Origin of the sequence: Nonomuraea sp. NEAU-A123 (assembly GCF_018603905.1) — a bacterium.
Classification (GTDB): Bacteria; Actinomycetota; Actinomycetes; order Streptosporangiales; family Streptosporangiaceae; genus Nonomuraea.
Genome location: NZ_JAHFZZ010000012.1, coordinates 232,883 through 252,572 on the forward strand (window position 1 = coordinate 232,883; position 19,690 = coordinate 252,572).

Annotated in this window: 21 protein-coding genes and 1 pseudogene; 12 read left to right on the plus strand and 10 right to left on the minus strand. The window is 68.7% G+C overall.

Going from position 1 to position 19,690, the window contains the following annotated elements; all coding sequences use genetic code 11:
- Positions 1–168: 168 nt before the first annotated feature.
- From sigE to KLK06_RS34395, 5 genes and pseudogenes are all read left to right on the plus strand, one after another.
- Positions 169–789 (plus strand): RNA polymerase sigma factor SigE, encoded by a 621-nt coding sequence (sigE, locus tag KLK06_RS34380; RefSeq protein WP_372451219.1) that lies wholly within the window; start codon positions 169–171, stop codon positions 787–789.
- 1 nt (position 790) lies between these two features.
- Positions 791–883: pseudogene (locus KLK06_RS60375) on the plus strand (zf-HC2 domain-containing protein); the annotation flags it as partial.
- Between the two features lie 27 nt (positions 884–910).
- Positions 911–1,327, plus strand: coding sequence for an anti-sigma factor (locus KLK06_RS34385; RefSeq protein WP_250906522.1), 417 nt, complete (start codon positions 911–913; stop codon positions 1,325–1,327).
- 196 nt (positions 1,328–1,523) lie between these two features.
- Positions 1,524–3,077: a trypsin-like peptidase domain-containing protein gene (locus KLK06_RS34390; protein WP_214639757.1), complete on the plus strand. Its 1,554-nt coding sequence runs from the start codon at positions 1,524–1,526 to the stop codon at positions 3,075–3,077.
- A gap of 297 nt (positions 3,078–3,374) precedes the next feature.
- Positions 3,375–3,731 (plus strand): sec-independent translocase, encoded by a 357-nt coding sequence (locus tag KLK06_RS34395; RefSeq protein WP_214639758.1) that lies wholly within the window; start codon positions 3,375–3,377, stop codon positions 3,729–3,731.
- Between the two features lie 215 nt (positions 3,732–3,946).
- Here the strand turns inward: KLK06_RS34395 and KLK06_RS34400 are convergent, their stop codons facing one another.
- Positions 3,947–5,083, minus strand: coding sequence for an Mrp/NBP35 family ATP-binding protein (locus KLK06_RS34400; protein WP_214639759.1), 1,137 nt, complete (start codon positions 5,081–5,083; stop codon positions 3,947–3,949).
- A gap of 158 nt (positions 5,084–5,241) precedes the next feature.
- On the opposite strand from KLK06_RS34400, the gene KLK06_RS34405 reads away from it, so the two are divergent.
- Complete coding sequence (locus tag KLK06_RS34405) at positions 5,242–5,703, plus strand: MarR family transcriptional regulator (protein ID WP_308168575.1); 462 nt, start codon at positions 5,242–5,244, stop codon at positions 5,701–5,703.
- Here KLK06_RS34405 and KLK06_RS34410 read toward each other — a convergent pair.
- Positions 5,687–6,154 (minus strand): DUF1003 domain-containing protein, encoded by a 468-nt coding sequence (locus tag KLK06_RS34410; RefSeq protein WP_214639760.1) that lies wholly within the window; start codon positions 6,152–6,154, stop codon positions 5,687–5,689. The two genes, KLK06_RS34405 and KLK06_RS34410, sit on opposite strands and share 17 nt — an antisense overlap.
- Positions 6,144–7,355 carry a magnesium transporter MgtE N-terminal domain-containing protein gene (locus KLK06_RS34415; RefSeq protein ID WP_308168576.1) on the minus strand — a complete coding sequence of 404 codons (1,212 nt, stop codon included), beginning with the start codon at positions 7,353–7,355 and terminating at the stop codon, positions 6,144–6,146. Before KLK06_RS34415 ends, KLK06_RS34410 begins: the two co-directional genes overlap by 11 nt.
- A gap of 96 nt (positions 7,356–7,451) precedes the next feature.
- On the opposite strand from KLK06_RS34415, the gene KLK06_RS34420 reads away from it, so the two are divergent.
- Positions 7,452–8,426, plus strand: coding sequence for a DMT family transporter (locus KLK06_RS34420; RefSeq protein ID WP_214639761.1), 975 nt, complete (start codon positions 7,452–7,454; stop codon positions 8,424–8,426).
- A gap of 43 nt (positions 8,427–8,469) precedes the next feature.
- Here KLK06_RS34420 and KLK06_RS34425 read toward each other — a convergent pair whose 3' ends face one another.
- From KLK06_RS34425 to KLK06_RS34430, 3 genes are all read right to left on the minus strand, one after another.
- The gene (locus tag KLK06_RS34425) at positions 8,470–8,835 is read right to left on the minus strand and encodes a hypothetical protein (protein ID WP_250906422.1); all 366 of its coding nucleotides are present in this window, start codon (positions 8,833–8,835) and stop codon (positions 8,470–8,472) included.
- A 130-nt stretch (positions 8,836–8,965) separates the two neighbouring features.
- Positions 8,966–9,094 carry a hypothetical protein gene (locus KLK06_RS61825; RefSeq protein WP_284735213.1) on the minus strand — a complete coding sequence of 43 codons (129 nt, stop codon included), beginning with the start codon at positions 9,092–9,094 and terminating at the stop codon, positions 8,966–8,968.
- 59 nt (positions 9,095–9,153) lie between these two features.
- A complete protein-coding gene (locus KLK06_RS34430; protein ID WP_214639762.1) occupies positions 9,154–10,155 on the minus strand; it encodes an ArsR family transcriptional regulator in 1,002 nt (333 codons plus the stop codon).
- A 267-nt stretch (positions 10,156–10,422) separates the two neighbouring features.
- Between KLK06_RS34430 and KLK06_RS34435 the strand changes: the two genes are divergently transcribed.
- From KLK06_RS34435 to KLK06_RS34445, 3 genes are all read left to right on the plus strand, one after another.
- The gene (locus tag KLK06_RS34435; RefSeq protein WP_214639763.1) at positions 10,423–11,838 is read left to right on the plus strand and encodes a phenylacetate--CoA ligase family protein; all 1,416 of its coding nucleotides are present in this window, start codon (positions 10,423–10,425) and stop codon (positions 11,836–11,838) included.
- 1 nt (position 11,839) lies between these two features.
- Positions 11,840–12,703, plus strand: coding sequence for a hypothetical protein (locus KLK06_RS34440; RefSeq protein WP_214639764.1), 864 nt, complete (start codon positions 11,840–11,842; stop codon positions 12,701–12,703).
- Between the two features lie 411 nt (positions 12,704–13,114).
- Positions 13,115–13,873: an ATP-binding protein gene (locus KLK06_RS34445; protein ID WP_214639765.1), complete on the plus strand. Its 759-nt coding sequence runs from the start codon at positions 13,115–13,117 to the stop codon at positions 13,871–13,873.
- Between the two features lie 324 nt (positions 13,874–14,197).
- On the opposite strand, the gene KLK06_RS34450 is transcribed toward KLK06_RS34445, so the two are convergent.
- Together KLK06_RS34450 and KLK06_RS34455 are read right to left on the minus strand one after the other, a co-directional pair.
- Entirely contained in the window at positions 14,198–15,790 is a 1,593-nt protein-coding gene (locus KLK06_RS34450) for an ABC transporter permease (protein ID WP_214639766.1), read from the minus strand.
- Positions 15,787–16,716, minus strand: a complete 930-nt coding sequence (locus KLK06_RS34455) for an ABC transporter ATP-binding protein (RefSeq protein WP_214639767.1) — start codon at positions 16,714–16,716, stop codon at positions 15,787–15,789. Before KLK06_RS34455 ends, KLK06_RS34450 begins: the two co-directional genes overlap by 4 nt.
- A 91-nt stretch (positions 16,717–16,807) precedes the next feature.
- Here KLK06_RS34455 and KLK06_RS34460 point away from each other — a divergent pair, with 91 nt between their 5' ends.
- Complete coding sequence (locus KLK06_RS34460) at positions 16,808–17,350, plus strand: GbsR/MarR family transcriptional regulator (protein WP_250906423.1); 543 nt, start codon at positions 16,808–16,810, stop codon at positions 17,348–17,350.
- A 9-nt stretch (positions 17,351–17,359) separates the two neighbouring features.
- Positions 17,360–18,298 carry a CoA ester lyase gene (locus tag KLK06_RS34465; RefSeq protein WP_214639768.1) on the plus strand — a complete coding sequence of 313 codons (939 nt, stop codon included), beginning with the start codon at positions 17,360–17,362 and terminating at the stop codon, positions 18,296–18,298.
- Between the two features lie 31 nt (positions 18,299–18,329).
- Here KLK06_RS34465 and KLK06_RS34470 read toward each other — a convergent pair whose 3' ends face one another.
- Positions 18,330–18,872 (minus strand): DUF6529 family protein, encoded by a 543-nt coding sequence (locus KLK06_RS34470; RefSeq protein ID WP_214639769.1) that lies wholly within the window; start codon positions 18,870–18,872, stop codon positions 18,330–18,332.
- The gene (locus tag KLK06_RS34475; RefSeq protein WP_214639770.1) at positions 18,869–19,597 is read right to left on the minus strand and encodes a hypothetical protein; all 729 of its coding nucleotides are present in this window, start codon (positions 19,595–19,597) and stop codon (positions 18,869–18,871) included. The genes KLK06_RS34470 and KLK06_RS34475 overlap by 4 nt, the downstream gene beginning before the upstream one ends.
- Between the last annotated feature and the right edge of the window lie 93 nt (positions 19,598–19,690).

Here is a 19,690-nt window from a genome sequence, read left to right on the forward strand (position 1 = left end):
CACTTTCGTGCGATTGGTCACCGATCGCAGCCTAGGGGAGACACGCCGGGACGGGAACTCAAGACGGCCTCGAGGCGTTGCAGGTTTAAACGGGCTTTGCCGGTCCGGAAGGCAGGCAGTACGCACGAAGGGACGAAACCAGGCACTATGGCGGTAGCGGTGGTCCCAATGAGAGGAGTTCTGGTGGACGAAAGTGACCACCAGGCCGATACTCCCGTGTCTGACTGGACTCCTCCCACCTGGGAGGAAGTGGTGCGGACTCACTCCGCACGCGTATACCGGCTGGCGTATCGCCTGACCGGCAACGTCCACGATGCCGAAGACCTGACCCAAGAGGTCTTCGTGCGGGTCTTCAGGTCCCTATCGAGTTACACCCCCGGAACGTTCGAGGGCTGGCTGCACCGGATCACGACGAACCTGTTCCTCGACATGGCGCGGCGCAAGCAGCGCATCCGGTTCGAGGGGCTCGCCGACGACGCGGCCGAACGGCTGCGCGGGCGCGAGCCGTCACCGGCGCAGGCGTTCGATGACGCTCACCTTGAGCCGGACATCCAGGCCGCGCTCGACGCGCTCGCACCGGAGTTCCGGGCCGCGATCGTGCTGTGTGACATCGAAGGTCTGTCGTACGAGGAGATCGCGGCCACGCTCGGCGTCAAGCTGGGTACGGTCCGAAGCCGTATTCACCGTGGCCGGGCGCAGTTGCGGGAGGCGCTCGATCACCGGGCCCCCCGTAATTCCCAACTCCCCCCGCCATCATTCCCATCGGGAACCCGTGGGGAGGAAGTCTGATATGTCGCATCTTGGAGAACGTGTTTCCGCGCTCGTGGACGGTGAGCTGAATCACACCGAACGCGACCGCGCTCTAGCTCATCTGACCTTTTGTGGCGACTGCCGGAGAGAGGTCGAGTCGATGCGGGCGCTGAAGTCGCGCCTGCGCTCGCTCGACGGCCCGGTGATGCCGGCCGATCTCACCATGTCGCTGCTGCGGATGTCCGAGCCCGGCGGCCCGATGCCGCCCAGGGAGCGGCCTTTCCCTACCCGGACGTTCGGCGGGGTCCCGATCCCTGGGCCGTACAGCATCGCCCCGCTGGACAACCGCCCGCGCAGGGACGCGACCGGTGGCGCTTCGGGTCCTGGCCGCGGGGCTAGGCGGCGCAGCACCTATGTGGCGGTCGGCGTGGTCTCCGCGGCCGTCGCGCTCGGCACCTTCTTCGCCGTCTCCGGCGTCGGCCAGAGCGCCCAGGCTCCGCCGGCCGAGATGTTCGAGCAGGCTCGGCACACCCCCACGTCGTCGCCGACCACTACTCTGCCCACCGCCACGCCCTGATCCTGAGGTCCGCTCCCAGGAATGCCTGGGATACTCGGTGTGGCGTAGTCGAGGGTGTCAGGGGCATACGATCTGAGTTCGGGAATCTGTCAGGTGTCCACATATGTTCCAGGATTGCCTGACAATTGCTTTACAACTCTCGTATGCCGTTCACACCATGATTGCGGTGTCCGAGGCAAGGAGTGGTGAGATCTAGATGACCGACGAGTCGCGCCCACCTGAAGGACGCATGCCGTCGGACTTCCCTGACCCACAGGGGCGGCCGGAGTTCCTGCCCGCCGATGATCAGGCGGAGCAGTCTGGATGGCGGTCCGAGACCGCCTCGTTCGAGAGCGGCCGGTGGGGTGACCCGTCAGGCCGTCCCGCGGACACCGCGTCCTATGGCTCCCCGCCCTACGGCACCCCGTCCTACCCGGCCCCGGGCCAGGCGCGGGCCGAGGAGACGCCGCACAACAGCACGCGCGCCTACGAGAGCCCCTACTTCGGCAACCCGGCGGGGGCGCCGCCCTACGGCGGCGACAAGCGCCCGCCGCCACCGCCCAGCGCGCTCGGCATGGGCGCGGGCTGGGCGCCACCGCCCACCGGTCCGCAGGGTGGCTTCGCGGGGGCGCCGGGCAGGCGTGGTCCCGGCACCGGCGTCCTGATCGTGCTGGCCGTCGTCATCGCCCTGGTCGCCTCGGGGCTGGGCAGCGTCGGCACCTACCTGATGACCAGGTCGAGCAGCGGCGGCACCGACCCTTCCTACAGCCTCGGCCCGATCCCGAGCGCCGCCACGAACCGGGCCCCCGACTCCGTCGCCGGCGTGGCCTCGCGAGTGCTGCCCAGCGTCGTCTCGCTGGAGGTCAACGCCAGCAGCGCCGAGGGCGTGTCGGGCTCCGGCTTCCTGATCAAGGACGGCTACGTGGTCACCAACAACCACGTGGTGGCCCCGGCCGCCAAGGGCGGCGACATCCAGATCATGTTCAACAACCGCAAGACCACGAAGGGTCGCATCGTCGGCCGTGACCCGGGCTCCGACCTGGCCGTGGTCAAGCCGGAAGAGACGTTCGGCACGCCTGAGATCAACCTCGGCAACTCCGACCAGGTGGTCGTGGGCGACCCGGTCATCGCGATCGGCTCCCCGCTCGGCCTCACCGGCACGGTGACCACCGGCATCGTCAGCTCACTGAACCGCCCGGTCATCGCGGGCGACGAGAGCGGCACCAGCACCGAGGAACCCGCCTACATCAGCGCGATCCAGACCGACGCCGCGATCAACCCCGGCAACTCGGGCGGCCCGCTGGTCAACGGCAAGGGCGAGGTCGTGGGCGTCAACTCCGCGATCGCCACCCTGAGCCGCTCCATGAGCAGCCAGGGCGGCAGCATCGGCCTCGGCTTCGCCATCCCGGTCAACCAGGCGCGGCGCGTCGCCGAGGAGATCATCACGACCGGCAAGGCCAAGCGCCCGAAGATCGGCATCGTCCTGGACAAGGACTACAAGGGCCAGGGCGTCCGCATCGCCTCGGACCGCGTCGAAGGCCGCGCGCCGGTGGACGAGAACGGCCCCGCCGCGAAGGCGGGCCTCAAGGCGGGCGACGTGATCCTGGAGATCGACGGGCTGACGCTGCAGGACGGCAACGAGCTGATCGCCCTGATCCGCAGCAAGGCTCCCGGCTCCCAGATCACCATCAAGTACCAACGCGCCGGCCAGCAACGCACCGCCAAACTAACGGTCACCGCTGACGACAGCCCCGCGCCGACGCCGTCCTGATCGGTCGAAGACCTTTTTACGGCAGTTTTACGGCAAGCACGGTGGGCCCCACCCACCGTGCGGGGCTGGGCTCTGTCCAGGGGGACGCTCCTCCGGTGGAGGTGGCCAGGCGCCGTGACGAGACGGTGAGACCGCCCGCGTGGTCTGCGGTTGACCGGCGTGTTCTCGGTTTTCCCGGGATGTTGCGGTTTTGAGGTTGTTTGGTCAGGGGCTGGCGGCCAGGGTGAGGGCGATTGCCCTTAGTCTGGAGGGGTCGGGATTGTCCCCGGTCTGGTTGGACTGCGGTAGGAGCTCACGGTGTTCGGACTCGGGTGGTTGGAGGTCGGAGCGCTGATCGTCATCGCGCTGCTCGTCTTCGGTCCCGACAAGCTGCCTCAGGCGGCCTCGCAGGCCGGTAAGACGCTGCGTAACCTGCGCCGGATGGCCAACAACGCGCGAGACGACCTGCGGGCGGGCCTGGGCCCGGAGTTCCAGAACTTCGACCCCAGCGACCTCAACCCCAAGAACTTCGTCCGCAAGCACCTGCTGGAAGACGAAGACGACTGGACCAACAAGTCCCCGCAGCTCGAACCGGCCACCGCTCCTTACACCGCGGAGCCGGTCGACGAGCTGGGCTATGGCGAGCTGCCTCCCTATGACGCGGAAGCCACCTGAGGCGCGCATTCCACGCGGGCGGTCTCACCGTCTCGTCACGGCGCCCCGCCACCTCCACCGGAGGAGCGTCCCCCTGGACAGAGCCCGGCCCCGCGCGGCGGGTGGGGCTCACCGGGCCTGCCGTAAAACAAAGGGCTTGAAAGATTGTAGGGCCCGCTCTGGGAGCGGGCCCTAGCTGCGTCAGCGCCCGCTCTGGGAGCGGGCCCTAACTAGCATCAGCGGTTTGGAGAGAGCCCCAACTGGAGCCCCTTGAGGCTGCTGGAGCGCTTGCTCAGGCCGGCGGCGATGGTGCGGAGCTCGGCCGCGGCCGGAGAGTCGGGGTCCGTCAGCACGAGCGGCTTGCCCTCGTCGGCGCCCTCGCGGAGGCGCAGGTCGATCGGGATCTGGCCCAGAAGGGGGACGCGGGCGCCCAGAATCTGGGTCAGGGCGTCGGCCACGGTCTGGCCGCCGCCCTCGCCGAACACCGAGATGCGCTCGTCGCAGTGCGGGCACGGCAGCCAGGACATGTTCTCGATGACACCGGCGATCTGCTGGTGCGTCTGCGCGGCGATCGAGCCCGCCCGCTCGGCCACCTCGGCGGCGGCCATCTGCGGGGTGGTGACGACGAGGATCTCCGCCGACGGCAGCCGCTGCGCCACCGAGATGGCGATGTCGCCGGTGCCCGGCGGCAGGTCGAGCAGCAGGACGTCGAGGTCGCCCCAGTAGACGTCGGCGAGGAACTGGTGGAGCGCGCGGTCGAGCATCGGCCCGCGCCAGACCACCGCGCTGTTGCCCTCGGGCTTGAACATGCCCACCGAGATGACCTTGATGTCATGCGCCATCGGCGGCATGATCATGTCTTCGACCTTGGTGGGGCGCTCCGAGGCGCCGAGCATGCGCGGCACGCTGTGGCCGTAGATGTCGGCGTCGACGATGCCGACCTTGAGGCCGCTGGCGGCCATGGCGGCGGCCAGGTTGACGGTGACGGACGACTTGCCCACCCCGCCCTTGCCGCTGGCGACCGCGAAGACCCGGGTCAGCGAGCCCGGCTGGTTGAAGGGGATCTCCTTCTCGGGCCCCCGGTTGCCACGCAGCTTGGTCTGGAGCGTCTTGCGTTGCTCGGTGCTCATCACGTCGAGTTCGATCTCGACGCCCGTGACACCGTCCAGTTTGGTGATCGAGGTGGCGACGTCGCGCCGGATGGTGTCCTTCATCGGACATCCGGACACGGTGAGATAGACACCCACGCGCACGACACCGTCGGCACCGATGTCGATGCTTTTGACCATGCCGAGATCGGTGATCGGACGACGGATCTCGGGGTCGATGACGGTGGCGAGAGCTGCCGTCACCTGTTCCTGTGTTGGTGCCATCGAAGTCTCGGCACGAGGGAGTGCCGTCCCTCCTTAGTCGTATATGTGTGACCGGGCGCTGCACGCCGGCGAGGATGCCCCTCCATCGTATGAACCAGGGACCCCGTGCGGATAATCCGAACTGTTTAGGTGTCCGTGCAACGTTCTAAGGTTACTCCGTGACTCTTCAGCGCGACGAGGGCCTGACCACCGAGGAGCTGACGGTCTGGCGGATGCTGCAGCGGGCCCAGGTGCACATCACCCGCCATCTGGAGGCCGAGTTGCTCGTGGCCCACGGCCTGCCGCTGGCCTCCTATGACGTGCTGACCCAGTTGTCGGAGGCGCCGGGGCGGCGGCTGCGGATGAACGACCTGGCCGGCCGAGTGCTGCTCTCGCGCAGCGGCCTGACCAGGCTCATCGACCGGCTCCAGCGCGACGGGCTGGTGGCGCGCGAGGCGTGCGCGAGTGACGCGCGGGGGTTGTTCGCGGTGCTGACGGACCGGGGCGCGGCCCGGCTGGCCGAGGCCACCCCCACCTACCTGCGCGGGATCAGGTCGGAGTTCCTCGACCGGCTGGGGCCCGGTGAGATCCGCCTGGTCCGCGAGATGCTCGCCAAGCTGGCCATCACCGCCGCTCCCTGAGTTCCTCCGTCAGCCGCTGCAGCTCCGAGCGCAGGTAGTCGCGGGTGGCCACCTCACCGATCGCCAGCCGGAGCCCGGCGATCTCGCGGGTCAGGTATTCGACGTCGGCCTGGTTGCGGTCGGCCGCCGCGCGGTCCTGCTCGTACTGGACGCGGTCCCTGTCGTCCTGCCGGTTCTGGGCCAGCAGGATCAGCGGCGCGGCGTAGGAAGCCTGCAGGGACAGGATGAGCGTGAGGAAGATGAACGGGTAGGAGTCGAACTGCAGGTTCGGTGGGGCGGCGATGTTCCAGGTCACCCAGATCGCGACGAACACCGTCATGTAGACGATGAACCGGGCCGTGCCGAGGAAGCGGGCGATCTGCTCCGACAGGCGGCCGAAGGCCTCCGGGTCGTAGTGCGGGCGCAGCGAGCGGCGCAGCGCGCGTGGCTGGTCGAGGCGTTCACTCGTCACGATGGGCCCTTTCTCGCCAGTCCTCGGGAAGCATGTGGTCGAGTACGTCGTCGACTGTCACCGCGCCGACGAGCCTGCCCAGCTCGTTCACGACCGGGGCCGCCAGGAGATTGTAGTTCGCCAGGTAGGAGGCGACCTCGTGCACGGTCAGCTCCGGCCTGATCGGGTCGATCGAGGGATCGATGACCGAGCCGAGCAGCGTGGACGGTGGGTCGCGCAGCAGCCGCTGGAAGTGGGCCACCCCCAGATAGGCGCCCGTCGGCGTCTCGGTCGGCGGCCTGGTCACGTAGACCTGGGCCGCGACGGCGGGCGTCAGGTCCTTCTGCCGCATGCTGGCCAGCGCCTCGGCGACCGTGGCGGTGGGCGGCAGGATGATCGGTTCGCTGGTCATCATGCCGCCCGCGGTGTCGTCGGCGTAGGTGAGCAGCCGCCGCACGGGCGCCGCCTCCTGGGGCTCCATGAGCGCGAGCAACTGGGTCGCCTGTTCGTCGGGCAGGTCGTGCAGCAGGTCGGCGGCGTCGTCGGGGTCCATCGCCTCCAGGACGTCGGCGGCGCGCTCCACCTCCAGCGCGCCCACGATGGCGATCTGGTCGCTGGGCGGCAGCTCCTCCAGGATGTCGGCGAGCCGGTCGTCGTCCAGGGCGCGGGCGATCTCGTTCCGGCGCTTGTCCGGCAGGTCGTGCAGGGCGCTGGCCAGGTCGGCGGCCCGCATCGACTCGAAGGCGGCGATCAGCCCGGCGGCCCCCTGGTCCTTCTGCAGGACGCCGAACCCCGTCACCTCGCCCCAGTCGACGATCCGCGTCTCGCGCCGCCGCTTGCCCCGGTAGACGGCCACCTTGGTGATCTGCCAGAACGACGGCTTGGTCTCCTCCATCGCCACGTCGTAGACGGTCACCGGTTCGCCGTCGAGCCGCACGGTGAGGTCGAGCATCTGGCCGATGACCAGCGTCTCGGTGTCGCGCTGTTCGAATCTGCGCATGTTCAGCCGGCCCGTGAAGATCACGGAGCCCGCCTCGATGCCGCGCACCCTGGTGATGGGCAGGAACACCCGGCGCCGCGGCTGGATCTCGACCACCATGCCGTGCACGCTCGGCGGATTGCCGTCGTGCGGGCCGACCACGACGTCTCGGATGCGGCCGATCTGATCGCCTGCGGGATCGAAGATCGGGGTCCCCGCCAGGCGGGCCACGAAGATCTTCACGTCAGCAGGCTAACAGTGCGGGTGCGTTGCGCTTCAGACACCTGGCATGACAGTATCAAAAGTCGCTTACGGTGATTACTGAGTTGAGGTTTGGTCGTGAAGTACTCAGGGCTTGCGCTGGCTTTCGTGTCCTCGTGCTGTTTCGCCTTCTCCGGGCCGATGGCCAAGTACCTGATCGCCGCCGGGCTGGCTCCGATCGAGGCCGTCTGGGTGCGTATGGCGGGCGCGGGGCTGCTCCTGGTGGCCGTGCTGGCCGTGGTGAAGCCGCGCGCGCTGCGGATCCCGCGGTCCCGGCTGCCGTTCTTCGCCCTGTACGCGTTGGTGGCGGTGGCCGCGGTCCAGTCGCTCTACTTCGTGGCCATCACGCGGCTGCCGGTGGGGATCGCGCTGCTGCTGGAGTTCATGGCGCCGGTGATGGTGGTGCTCTGGGTACGTTTTGTGCGCCGGGTACGGCTGCACCGCGCGGCCTTCGTCGGCGCCGTGACCGCGGTGGTGGGCCTCGCCATCGTCGTGGAGGCCTGGCAGGGCCTGCGACTCGACGCCCTGGGCCTGCTGCTCGCCCTGCTCGCCGGAGCCTGCTGCGCGGGCTACTTCCTGATGAGCGACAGCTTCGGCGACGACATCGACCCCCTCGGGCTGATCGGCTGGGGCCTGGTCGGCTCGGCCGTGATCCTGGTGCCCTTCTCCCGGCCGTGGGACATCCCGTGGGACGCCTTCACCCGCACCGCCGCCCCCGAGGGCGGCCACACGCTGCCGGTGCTCGGGGCGTACCTGTGGATGGTGCTGATCGCCACCATCGCCGCGTACATCCTGAGCGTGAACGCGGTACGGCGGCTGACGGCGGCGGTGGGCGCCACGGTGGCCTCGCTGGAGGTGATCGGCGGCGCGGTGGTGGCGTGGGCGCTGGTGGGGGAGACGCTGGGTGTGTTCCAGATCGTGGGCGGCCTGATCGTCCTCACGGGCGCCCTCCTCGCCCAGACCGCCACCGCCCACCGGCCGGAGCCGAGCCCGCTGCTTGTCAGCCCGGAGCTCCCCAAGGACGAGCTCGAGCGGCCGGTCAGCGCGGTGTGACTCTTGGAGCAGTTGGTCGGCGCGGCGTGGGTCTTCGCGCCGGTCAGCGGGGCGTGAGTCGCAGTACGGTTGACTCGCGCGCCCAGCGGTCCGTCAGGTGTTCGCTGTCGGGGGCGTTGAGCCGGCCCTTGGCCAGCGCCGCGATGGCCTCGGGCGCCGCCGCCTGGTCGACCACCCGGACCTCGGCCTCGAAGTCGGCCAGCCTGGCGCCGTTGTCCTTGCTGCGCAGGATGACCTGGACGGTGTCGAGCCCCACGAGACCCGGCAACTGCTGCTCGCCGCCCCCGGTGACGAGGTAGATGGCACCCTCGTGCCAGGCGTGCCAGGCCAGGCGCGGGCGATCGAGGGTGAGCCAGAGGACGTCGGACTTCTTCGCGCCCTCTTCGATGGCCGCGGCTATGTCGCTCACGCCTCGACTGTACCCGGGCGGCCCGGCGAGACTTCCGTGGTTAGAGCCAGAACATGGAACGACGGCGCAGCCCGGAAACCTGACCGCGCCGCCCCTGTCCGCCGGGAACTATTTCCGGTCTGGTCCCCCATCACACCCGGGACAGCAGGCCGGCGACCATGAAGCGCTCGGCCGGACCGCGGTCGCCGATGGTCGCGCGCATCTGTTCGGCGTAGTAGTCGGCGAGCGTCTTGTACGGCAGTGTCCGCGTGAGACACATGCCGCCATGGTGATCCCCGGTCGTCCATGTTCGTTGCCACAGTGCCGCTGTTTCCGCGCTCAACCAAGGGTGCCTGCCACCAGGGCTTCCCCCAATGGTGTGAGCATGTGCAGCACGGTGTTGGCGATCCTGCGGGTCGTGATGAGGCCTGAGTTCCGCAAGACCCTGGTGTGCTGGCTCGCCGCGGCCGGTGAGATGCCGAGGCGGACGGCCAGGTCGGTGGTTCCGCAGGCGTCGTCGGCCAGCACCCGCAGCATCCTGCTCCTGGTGCGGCCGAGGAGTTCGGCCTGCGAGTCCCGCGGGTCGGCGGGATCGCCGCCGGCCCACAATCCGATGACGCTCTCCCCGGACCGCGACGCCGGATAGACGAGCCGCAGGGGGCACTCAGGATCGCCCGGAGTGAAGCTGAGCATGGGTTCAGGCCCGACGAAAACCGAGGGAACCAGGGTCAGCCCACGCCCGTTCAGGTACTCGTCGGCCATCGAGCCTCCCTTGGTCCTGACCTCCAGCACCGGCGGGTCCCACCGGACGGTCGGCGGATGGAGAGTGGTGAGCAACCGGTCGAGCCCGCCCTCCAGGAGGACGCGGCCCCGCATGGCCCGGTCCGCCTCCAGGTGCGAGCGCAGGCGCGTCCACTCGGGCGCGATGGCGACCTGGTGGAACTCACGCAACGCCGTGACCACCGGGGTCCTGTCCTCAGCCAGCAGGCTCCGCACCCACACGGGAGGGCTGTGTGTCATGCGCGCGAGGAGGGGGCCGATCTCGGTGCGCAGCGCCGCCCGAGGCACAGCGTGCAATCGCTCCAGGCCCTCCTCGACCGTGGGGGCCTGCCCCAGCAGTGCGAAAAGGTCGAGTCCGTGGTGCGTGTCCTGATACAGCGACCCCAGGAGCCGCAGATGGGGAGGCCGGTTCTGGCGGACCCGCCGGAACCACGTCCGGAACATCACGCCCGGCGAGGGATGGCGGAGCAACATCAGTGCGGCGGACGTCTCCGCCAGCGGGCCGAACGTCGGGGCGACATGCGTCTTCCTCAGATCCTCCGCGCTGAAGTGAATCCGCATCGGCTCTCACCCTATTTGTGCCCTGACCAGCGTTATTAAGCGCACGATTCAGGACCGTTGTGTCCTGACAGGCGGCGATTGATGATCAAAGTGTCTCAGAGATCCTGAGATGTGAAAGCCGTTCGGAGACCACCATGCTGAAGATCGCACGTCGTTACGCCCGCTACGCGGCCAGCACGATGACCGCTGTCATGTTCACCACCGGCTGACCGTTCCCGGTGATCGGGGGGTGGCCGCCTGGGCGGCCACCCCAGTGATGGAGGTGACGTGTTCGGCACGATGGTCCGGCAGATCAGGTACGGCATGGCGTTGCTGAGGGGCGGGCGACTCGACCCGGCGGGGCTGCGTGCCACGGTCGCCGATCTGCGGGCGACGATCGAGGAATTCGGCGAGCCAGGCGAAGAAGCGGGAGCGTTGCTTCCCGGTGGCGTCGACCCGGATCTGGAGATCCGCCGGACGATGGCCGACCGCCGGTTGCGCAAGACGGTACGGCAGGCCGCGGCGCACGTGCCGTACTATCGCCGTTGGTTCCGCGAGAACGGCGTCGACCCCGGCGATGTCACGCTCGACACCCTGGACAAGCTCCCGCCGACGACCAAGGCCGCGCTCCGGGGAGCCTCCGCCGACTTCGTGTCCGACGACGCCGAGCCTGTTCTGCTGGCGCAGACGACGGGGACCACGGGCGCGCCGACCAGTGTCTGGTTCTCGCGCTACGAGCTGGAGTTGGCCGCCGCGCTGTCGGCGATGTCGTTCATGATGGTCAACGGCTGCCGCGAACGGCACGTCGTGATGTCGACGATCAGCTCCCGCGCGACGCTGGCCAAGCTCACCGTGCAGCAGGCGCTGGCGATGGTCGGGGCGGGCTTCGCCGCGCTGGGCACGGTCGATCCTCGGATCGCGCTCGACCGGCTCACCGAACATCGATCGCTGCCGGGCAAGGAGCCGCAGGTCACCCATCTGATCACGACGGCCTCCTACCTCGGATGCCTGGTCCAGCTGGTCGAGCGGGGCCGGTGGCGGCCTGCCGACTTCGGGTTGCTGCAGGTGCTGGTGGGCGGTGAGGTGCTCAGCGACCCGCTGCGCCGCAGAGCCGAGCAGGCGTTCGGGGCGCAGATCACCGACACCTACTCGATGACGGAGACGATGCCCACGGCCGGGCTCGTCTGCGAGGCGGAGCACCTGCACCTCGCCCCCGAGCAGGCGCACATCGAGGTTCTCGACCCGGTCACCGGCCTGCCGGCCGCACCGGGCGAGATCGGGACGCTGGTGGTCACGCCGTACACGCAGTACCGCGACACCACGCTGCTGCTCAGGTACGCCACAGGCGACCTGGTGCGCCGCCTGCCGGCCGGCGAGCCGGTGGAGTGCTCGCTGCTGGGGATGCCCGCCACGTCCCGGCTGCTGGGGCGGACGAGCGGCGCGCGTCCGGAGCTCACCACGCGGGCGATGCTCGACCTGCTGCAGGCCGTACCCGACGTGCCGCTCCCTACCCGCTACGCCCTGGACGGGACGGTCCTGCACGTGGTGGCGGGCAAAGCGTCCAGGCCGCAGCTGGAAGACCGTGTCGGCGCGCTGCCTCTGACCGGGCTCGTCCTGGTCGAGGATGCGGTGGACCTGCCCGAACCGTGTCGCGTACGGGCCGACCTGACCGAGGACAGCTTCGAACTCCACCCGGAGACATGACATGCAGGGACTCACGCTGGTAGGCATGGTCGCCGCGATCATCGGGGCGTCCGCCGTGTACCTCCGCCTGGTGGTCATGCCACGGCCGCCGGTCGGGCGGTTCGTCGGATCGGACATCCTCATCATGGCGGCGTTCCTGATCGTGCTGCCCATGGCGTACCAGAACCTGCCGAAATGGCTGGTCGCGCTGCTGTTCGGCCTGGTGTTCACCGTCGCGGCCGCCGCGGCGCTCGGAGGGAGGGCAGGGACTCTGATCGCCTTGGCCCTCGGCGGGTTCGTCCTGGTGGCCCATTACGCCGGTTGGGACGCCGCCAGGGTGATCTCCGGCGACCTGCTGCTCGCCATCGCCGTGGTCGGGGTGACCAACATGTGGGCGCAGACGGGGATGACCGCCGCCCAGGTCACCGCCCTGGCCGCGATCCTGGCCCCCTACGACCTGGTGGCGACCGGGCTGACCTCGGTCACGGCCGACCTGCTGCGGCACCTGGCGGACGCGCCCTTCACGCCCATGCTCGCCGTCAGCACCGGCGACTCCCCGATCGCGGCCGGGCTCGGGGACTGCCTGATCCTCGCGTTGTGGCCGCTGGTGACGACCAAGGCGTACGGCAGGGCCGCCGGGTGGGCCGGCGCGGCCATTGGCCTGGCGGTCGTGGCGGTCGTGATCACCGGGGTGAGCCTCGGCTGGACGCACGGTGGCGTGCCGTTGATGACCCTGCTCGGACCGTGCATCATCGCGCAGTACTTCTTCTGGCGAGCCAGGCTCGGGGGCGAACGCCGCACGTGGGAGTGGCGCAACGGTGTCCGGCCCGGTGCGCGACGTCAACGGGTAGAACCAGCCGTCGCCCGGTCCTTGAGTAACGTGTAACCAGTGGGCTCTCCGTATCAGGAGCGGAACCGCGCACAACGTACGGTGCGACTTCCGCAAGATCCTCGACGGTGCCGATCTGGGTGGTAGGGACAGTACGGCCGTGTAGGCAATCAACTGGCAGCAGCGTGAGGCATCACCAGTAGGTACGGCCCCCGCCACGGAGCGCGGTACAGATCCGTTGGGTGCTTATCACTCACGCATCATCCGGCAGAACGCCCACGCACTCACCGGCAGAACGCCCACGCACTGGTCGGCAGAATGCCCACGCAACCCAGTTGACCTGCGATAATGTCGCAGGTGTGACGGGGCCATCTCTATTCTCGCGACGCGCCGAGGCAATGACACTCGATTTTCGCGCATGGCGCTGATGTCGCCATGCGTCCCTGTCCGCTCCGTAAGCGTGACTACGTGGACCGGGCGCTGCGCGGCGGTTACCCGGAGGCGGTTCGGCGGGATCCCGGACGCAGGCGCAACAGGTTCTTCGACTCCTACGTCACCGATCTGATCACCCGTGATGTGCGCCAGATCTCCGACATCGAACGTCCAGCAGAGATGCGCAGGCTGCTCAGCGTCATCGCGGCCCGGATGGGCGGCTTGGCCGTGGTCCAGTCGATCGCCGGCGACGTAGGACTCCCCAGGATGACGCTTTCGCGCTATCTGGACCTCCTGGAACTGATCTTCGTCATCAAGCGCATCCCGGCCTGGTCGTCGAATCTCACCCGCCGCGCCATCTCCACCCCCAAACTGATCGTCACGGACAGCGGGCTCGGCGGTCGGCTCATCGGAATGTCACCTGATCGCGCCAGGGATGTGACGGCGCCCATCGGCCCACTGCTTGAGAATTTCGCGATTGGCGAGGTAGCACGTCAGCTCACCTGGGCCAACGAATCCGTCCAGCTGTTCCCCTACCGTGACCGCGACAAGATCGAGGTGGACGTCGTTCTGGAGCACGCTTCCGGCGAAGTGATCGGCCTGGAGATCAAAGCCGCGGAAACCGTCCGCGGTGACGACTTCCGCGGACTGCGCCACTTGGCTGACCGGCTTGGAGCAAGGTTTCGGGCGGGGTTCGTCCTGTACACCGGCGAACAGATCCTGCCTTTCGGCGAGAAACTGAGGGCACTACCCATGGCATCTCTGTGGATGCTCGGCACCGCCACCCAATCGTGAATGCTCAGACCAGCTCACTGAAGCCCCTCATGGATGCCAGCCCCGTCACGGTCTGGGAGCCGAGCCGCGACCGTTGTCACCGCCGGCTGTTTCCGGCAAAACGGCAGTGAACGTGAATCCGTGAATGGACGCCGCCGCATGGCCTGGGTGCCCGACGTCGCTACGCCTCCTGGCCGCAGTGCCTTTCGAAGGATGCGGCCGGCCCCGGAAGGCGCGTGGGCGGAGCCCGCGCTTGGGGAGGGCGTCCGAGCGGAGCGAGGGCCTGTGGGGGTGGGGTGGGTCCAGGGCGGCGGTCCTACCCGTGCCCGAAGGCGGTCTTCCGGGTTATCCGAGGTCGCGACGGTGGAGCGCGGCCAGTCCGACAGCGGTGAGCCCGGTGGCGATGACGGCCAGCAGGATCAGCGGTGTCACAGTGAGTTCGGCGACCGGAAGCCCAGGCGTCTGCGCGAACGGCGACACTTTCAAGATCGACGGATCGGCGTGCAGCAGTTCCACCGCGAACTCGAGCACGAGGCACAGAGCGAGCGCCGTATAAGCGATGATCGCGGCGAGTCGGGGCAGCAGGCCGTACACCAGCGCCGAGATGGCGGCCAGCACCAGGACCGAAGGCAGCCGTGTCAGGCTCGCACCCAAGAGCTGTGAGATCTCGCCGCCCAGATCTCCCGTGGAGAGCCCGTGCACCAGACCCATCCCGAGACCGAGCCCGGCGAGCACGATCCCCGACCCGGCCGCGACGATGGCCAGGTGACCGCCTGCCCAGCGCAGCCTGCCGACCGGGCCGGTCAGGATGATCTCGGCACGGCCGGAGGTCTCTTCCGCCCGCAGTCGCAGGGTGGCCTGAATCGCGTAGACCGTGATGACCTGGCTCATCAGGTAGATGACGAAGGCGAAGAAGCCGTCGGCGGGACGGCCACCGCCACCCATCCGCTCGATCAGGCCTCTGAGGGCCTCGCTCGCGTTCAGCTGTTCGGCGGCGCTCCGCGCCACGCCTCCCAGGCCGGCGCCGAACGCGGTGAACGCGACGGTCCAGGCGAGCAGCGTGCCCCGCTGCAGTCGCCATGCCAGGGCGAGCGAGGTGCGCAAGCCCGGCGCCGCGTCGGCGGGACCGAGCCGGGGCGGGAGGATTCCGGCCCCCAGGTCCCGGCGTGCGGATATCCGGTAGGCGCCGGCCACCAGCAGCGAAATCAGGCCGATGACCGGCAGTAGCGGCCAGAGGTGGTCGCCGGCGAAGGGGCGCATGTGCTGGGTCCAGCCGAACGGCGACAGCCAGGCCACCCAGGAGCTCTTCTCGACGTCCGCGGTCGCGCGCACCGCGTACAGGACTCCCATCGCCGTGGCGGCGATGCCGGCGGCGGTACGAGAGCTGTCGGTCAGCTGGGCCGTCAGGCCCGCGAGCGCGGCGAAGACCCAACCGGCGGCGGCGACCGACAGTCCCATCACCAGGGAGCCCCGCGCAGGCAGCCCCTGGCCCATGAGCCCCAGTGCCACGACAAGGGCGGTGACCAGGTTGGCGGCGAACGCCACGGTCAGCGCGGCCGTCAGTGCCGCGTGCCTGCCGACCACGGTCGAGCCCAGCAGCTCGCTACGGCCCGCCTCCTCCTCCGCGCGGGTGCTGCGGATCACCAGGAACAGGCTCGCCAGCGCGATGAGCAGGGCGGCCTGCCCGCGTACTCGCCACACGGCGAGCCCTGCGGCGGACGAGTCATAGATCGGGCCGATCATCATGAGCTGTGTCGGGTCGCCGTTGGTCGTGTGGAGGACCGCCAGGCGCGCCTCTTCGGTGGGATAGGCGCCGGCCACCGAGCTCGCGATGCCGATCACGAGCATCGCCACCAGTCCGAACCAGACCGGTATCCTCACCCGGTCGCGTCGCAGGATGAGCCGGATCAGTCCGCCGGTGCCGGTGAGCGTGGTCATCGCTGCACCGCCGCGTGCTTGCCGGTCGCGCCCGTACCGGACGGATCGTCTTCGTAGTGGCGCAGGAACATCTCCTCCAGCGTCGGCGGCTGGCTGACCAGGCTCCGCACGCCGACCTTCACGAGCTCGCGCAGCAGCGTGTCCAGCGCGTCTCCGTCGACCCGGCAGCGCAGCCGATTGCCCTGCGTCCACAGGTCGTGCACGCCGGCTGATCCGGCGAGCTGGGGTACGGGGCCGGCGAGCTCGGCCGTGATCGAGGTGCTGGTGAGGTGGCGCAGCTCGGTGAGCGTGCCCGTCTCCACCGTGCGGCCGTGCCGGATGATGCTCACCCTGTCGCACAGGGCCTCGACCTCGGCGAGGATGTGGCTGGACAGCAGCACCGTACGTCCCTTGCGCCGCTCTTCCTGGATGCTCTCCTGGAAGACCGCCTCCATGAGCGGGTCGAGGCCGGAGGTGGGCTCGTCCAGGATGAGCAGGTCGGCATCCGAGGACAGCGCCGCGACCAGGGCCACTTTCTGCCGGTTGCCCTTGGAGTAGGTCCGCCCCTTCTTGCGTGGATCCAGCTCGAAGCGGTCAAGCAGTTCGGCTCGGCGCTGGGGGGCGAGCCCGCCGCGCATCCTGCCGAGCAGGTCGATCGCCTCGCCACCGGACAGCGTCGGCCACAGGGTCACGTCGCCGGGCACGTACGCGAGTCGGCGATGCAGTGTGGTCGCGTCTCGCCATGGATCGCCGTCCAGCAGCCGAGCCGTGCCCGAGTCCTGGCGCAGCAGGCCGAGCAGAACTCGGATGGTAGTGGACTTGCCGGCCCCGTTCGGGCCGAGGAATCCGTGCACCTCACCGGCCCGGACCGTCAGGTCCAGACCGTCGAGTGCCCGTGTCCGGCCGAAGGTCTTGATCAGGCCGGACACGGAGATCATGTTTGACATGCTTTGCAGCTTACATGAATTTCACGAAATTCATGAAGTATGGATAACCCTGTAGCCTAGGGCCCATCAGAGACGACGCGCAGGGGTGTGGATGACCGCGAGACCAGGCGACGAGAGCGGCATGATCGAGAGAAGCGGCAACGCGCCCACAGCCGACGCGCTGCGGTTCCTCGAACGCTTCGCCGTGATCATGTCCAACTCGGGTTATCCGCGCATGGCCGCACGCGTGCTCGCGGCGCTCCTCATCGCCGACGACGGCCGGCGTAGCGCCGCTGAGCTCGCCGACGTGCTGCAGGTCGGTCCGTCGGCCGTCTCGGGTGCGGTGAAGTACCTGATGCGGGTCGGGATGGTGACCCGTGAGCGGGACCCCGGAGAGCGCCGTGATCACTACCGCGTCGACCAGACGGCCTGGTACAAAGCGGCAGCGTCGAGTGACGAGGTGTTCCGTCGCTTCGAGGAGGGCGCGCGCGACGGGGTCGAGGTATTCGGTACGGACACGCCCGCGGGCGCCCGGATGGACGAGACCCGGCGCTTCTTCGCGTTCCTCCGCAGCGAGGTCCCCCAGCTTCTGCACAAGTGGAACGAGTTGAACACTCGATCCGCCGGGTGCGACGAGCCAGGGGCAGGGCATTAGCGTGTGCGCATGCGCTCACGTCGATCTGTTCTCGCTGTCCCAGGTAGTAGCCCGAGGTTCCTGGAGAAGGCTCAGACCTTGGCTGTTGACGAGGTGTTCCTCGATCTGGAGGATTCCGTCGCGGCCCTGGCCAAGGACGAGGCTCGCAAGAACGTCGTGACCGCGCTGCGTGAGGGTGACTGGACAGGGAAGACGCGGGTCGTACGCGTGAATGATCTGTCGACGCAGTGGACCTACCGTGACGTGATCGAGGTGGTGGAGGGTGCGGGGGACAAGCTCGACTGCCTGATCCTGCCCAAGGTGCAGGACTCGACCGAGGTCGTCTGGCTCGACACGCTGCTCACCCAGATCGAGAAGACGATGGGGCTGCGGGTGGGGCGGATCGGGATCGAGGCGCAGATCGAGAACGCGCGCGGGCTGGTCAACGTGGACGCCATCGCGGGGGCGTCCAGGCGGCTGGAGGCGCTGGTGTTCGGGCCGGCCGACTTCATGGCGTCGGTGAACATGCGCACGATGGTCGTGGGGGAGCAGCCGCCGGGCTACACCGAGGGCGACGCGTACCACTACATCCTGATGCGCCTGCTCATGGCCGCGCGGATGCATGATCTACAGGTGATCGACGGGCCGTACCTGCAGATCAGGGACGTCGAGGGCTTCAAGCGGGTGGCCAGGCGGGCCGCGGCGCTCGGGTTCGACGGGAAGTGGGTGCTCCATCCGTCGCAGGTGGAGGCGGCCAATGAGGTGTTCTCGCCGTCGCAGCAGGACTATGACCACGCCGAGCTCATCCTGGAGGCGTACGAGTACTACACGACGGTGGAGAAGCGCGGCGCGGTCATGTTGGGGGACGAGATGATCGACGAGGCCTCGCGCAAGATGGCGCTCGTCGTGGCGGCCAAGGGGCGGGCTGCCGGGCTGAGCCGTACGAAGACGTTCAGCCCGGAGAGTTAAGGCCTTCAAGCCGTCAAGGGTCTTCAAGCCGTCAGATCTTGAAGCCGATCGTGGTGAAGAACCAGAACGACGACGTGAGCCAGAGTCCGACCAGCGCGGTGAACGCGAGCCCGCCGATCACGGGCAGCGTCCAGCCGGGCATGCCCCGCCTGGGCAGGGCCAGCATCTTGGCCGTGAACAGCCCGTAGAAGAAACAACCGAGCAGTGAGTGGGCGAGCACCCTGGGCACGTCGTACTGCAGGCCCAGGGCGTACAGGCAGTGGAAGGCGACGGGGATGGTCAGCAGGAAGGCCAGCCGGCCCGACCAGCGATGTACCGCCGGCGGGATGGAGACCCCGAGCCTGCCCCACATGGACAGGGCGGAGATGACCTGGACGGCGGCGAGCACGAACGCGCCCGTCGTCAGCCACACCTTCATCGGCAACGCGGCGGAGAAGCCGGCCGGGCCGACCGCGAAGCCGGTGGGGGTGTGCATGCGCCCGTAGACGCCGAGGGCGATCGCCACCAGGCCGCCGACCAGCAGCGGGCCAAGCAGGGGGGTGATGCTGGTCGGCCTGTTCGCGGTGGCGGTCATTGCATCTCCTGGATGAAGCCGTCGACATCCTTCGGGTAGAGGGTGGTGTCGCCGTCGAGCGGCACCGGGGCGGTTGGCTGATAGGAGTTCAGCTCGGGGATCTGCAACTGCTTCTCGTCGGAGAACGCGGCGCCGACCTGCCTGAAGCCGCCCTGCGGTTGCTTCAGTACGATCCAGCCGGCGCGGATCTTGGCGCCTCTTACCTGCGCGGTCGCGCGGTAGAGGCCAGAGGGTTTGACGACCTTGGCCGCGGAGAAGGTCCACTTCTTGCCGCCGACCTTCATCCAGCCGGTGGCCTTGCCGCCGCCCAGGGTGCCGCCGACAGCCGCGGCGCCGAAGCCCTTCAGGGTGATCTTTCCGTCTTTCTCGTTGCCCTTGAACCAGGCCTCGGTCTTGCCGTCACAGAAATATCCGATGGTCTTGCCGTCGCGCGTGGAGATGGCGATCAGGCCGCCGTTGCCCCGGACGTAGCCTCCGTAGTCCGCCTTGTCGATGGTCTTCGCGGCGGTTTGGGTGGGTTCAGGGGTAGCGGCGGCAGCGGAGGGTTCCGCCGAAGGTTCAGCGGAAGGCTCAGCCGCGGCGGCGGTCTCGGTCGCGGGGGGTTCGTTGGAGGTGGCGGCGGCCGTTGTGTTGGCCGCCGGTGTCGCGGTGATGCTGGCGACACCCAGCCCGACAGCGAGCGCGCCGCCCGCTATCAGGGTGATGACAGGTCCCAGCCTTGACATGAACTGCTCCCAGGGTCGAAATGCTTACTCCACCGAGCATCCGCTCAAACTAACGGATCGTCTGTGAACTAATGCTCATCTCCCGGACAGAAT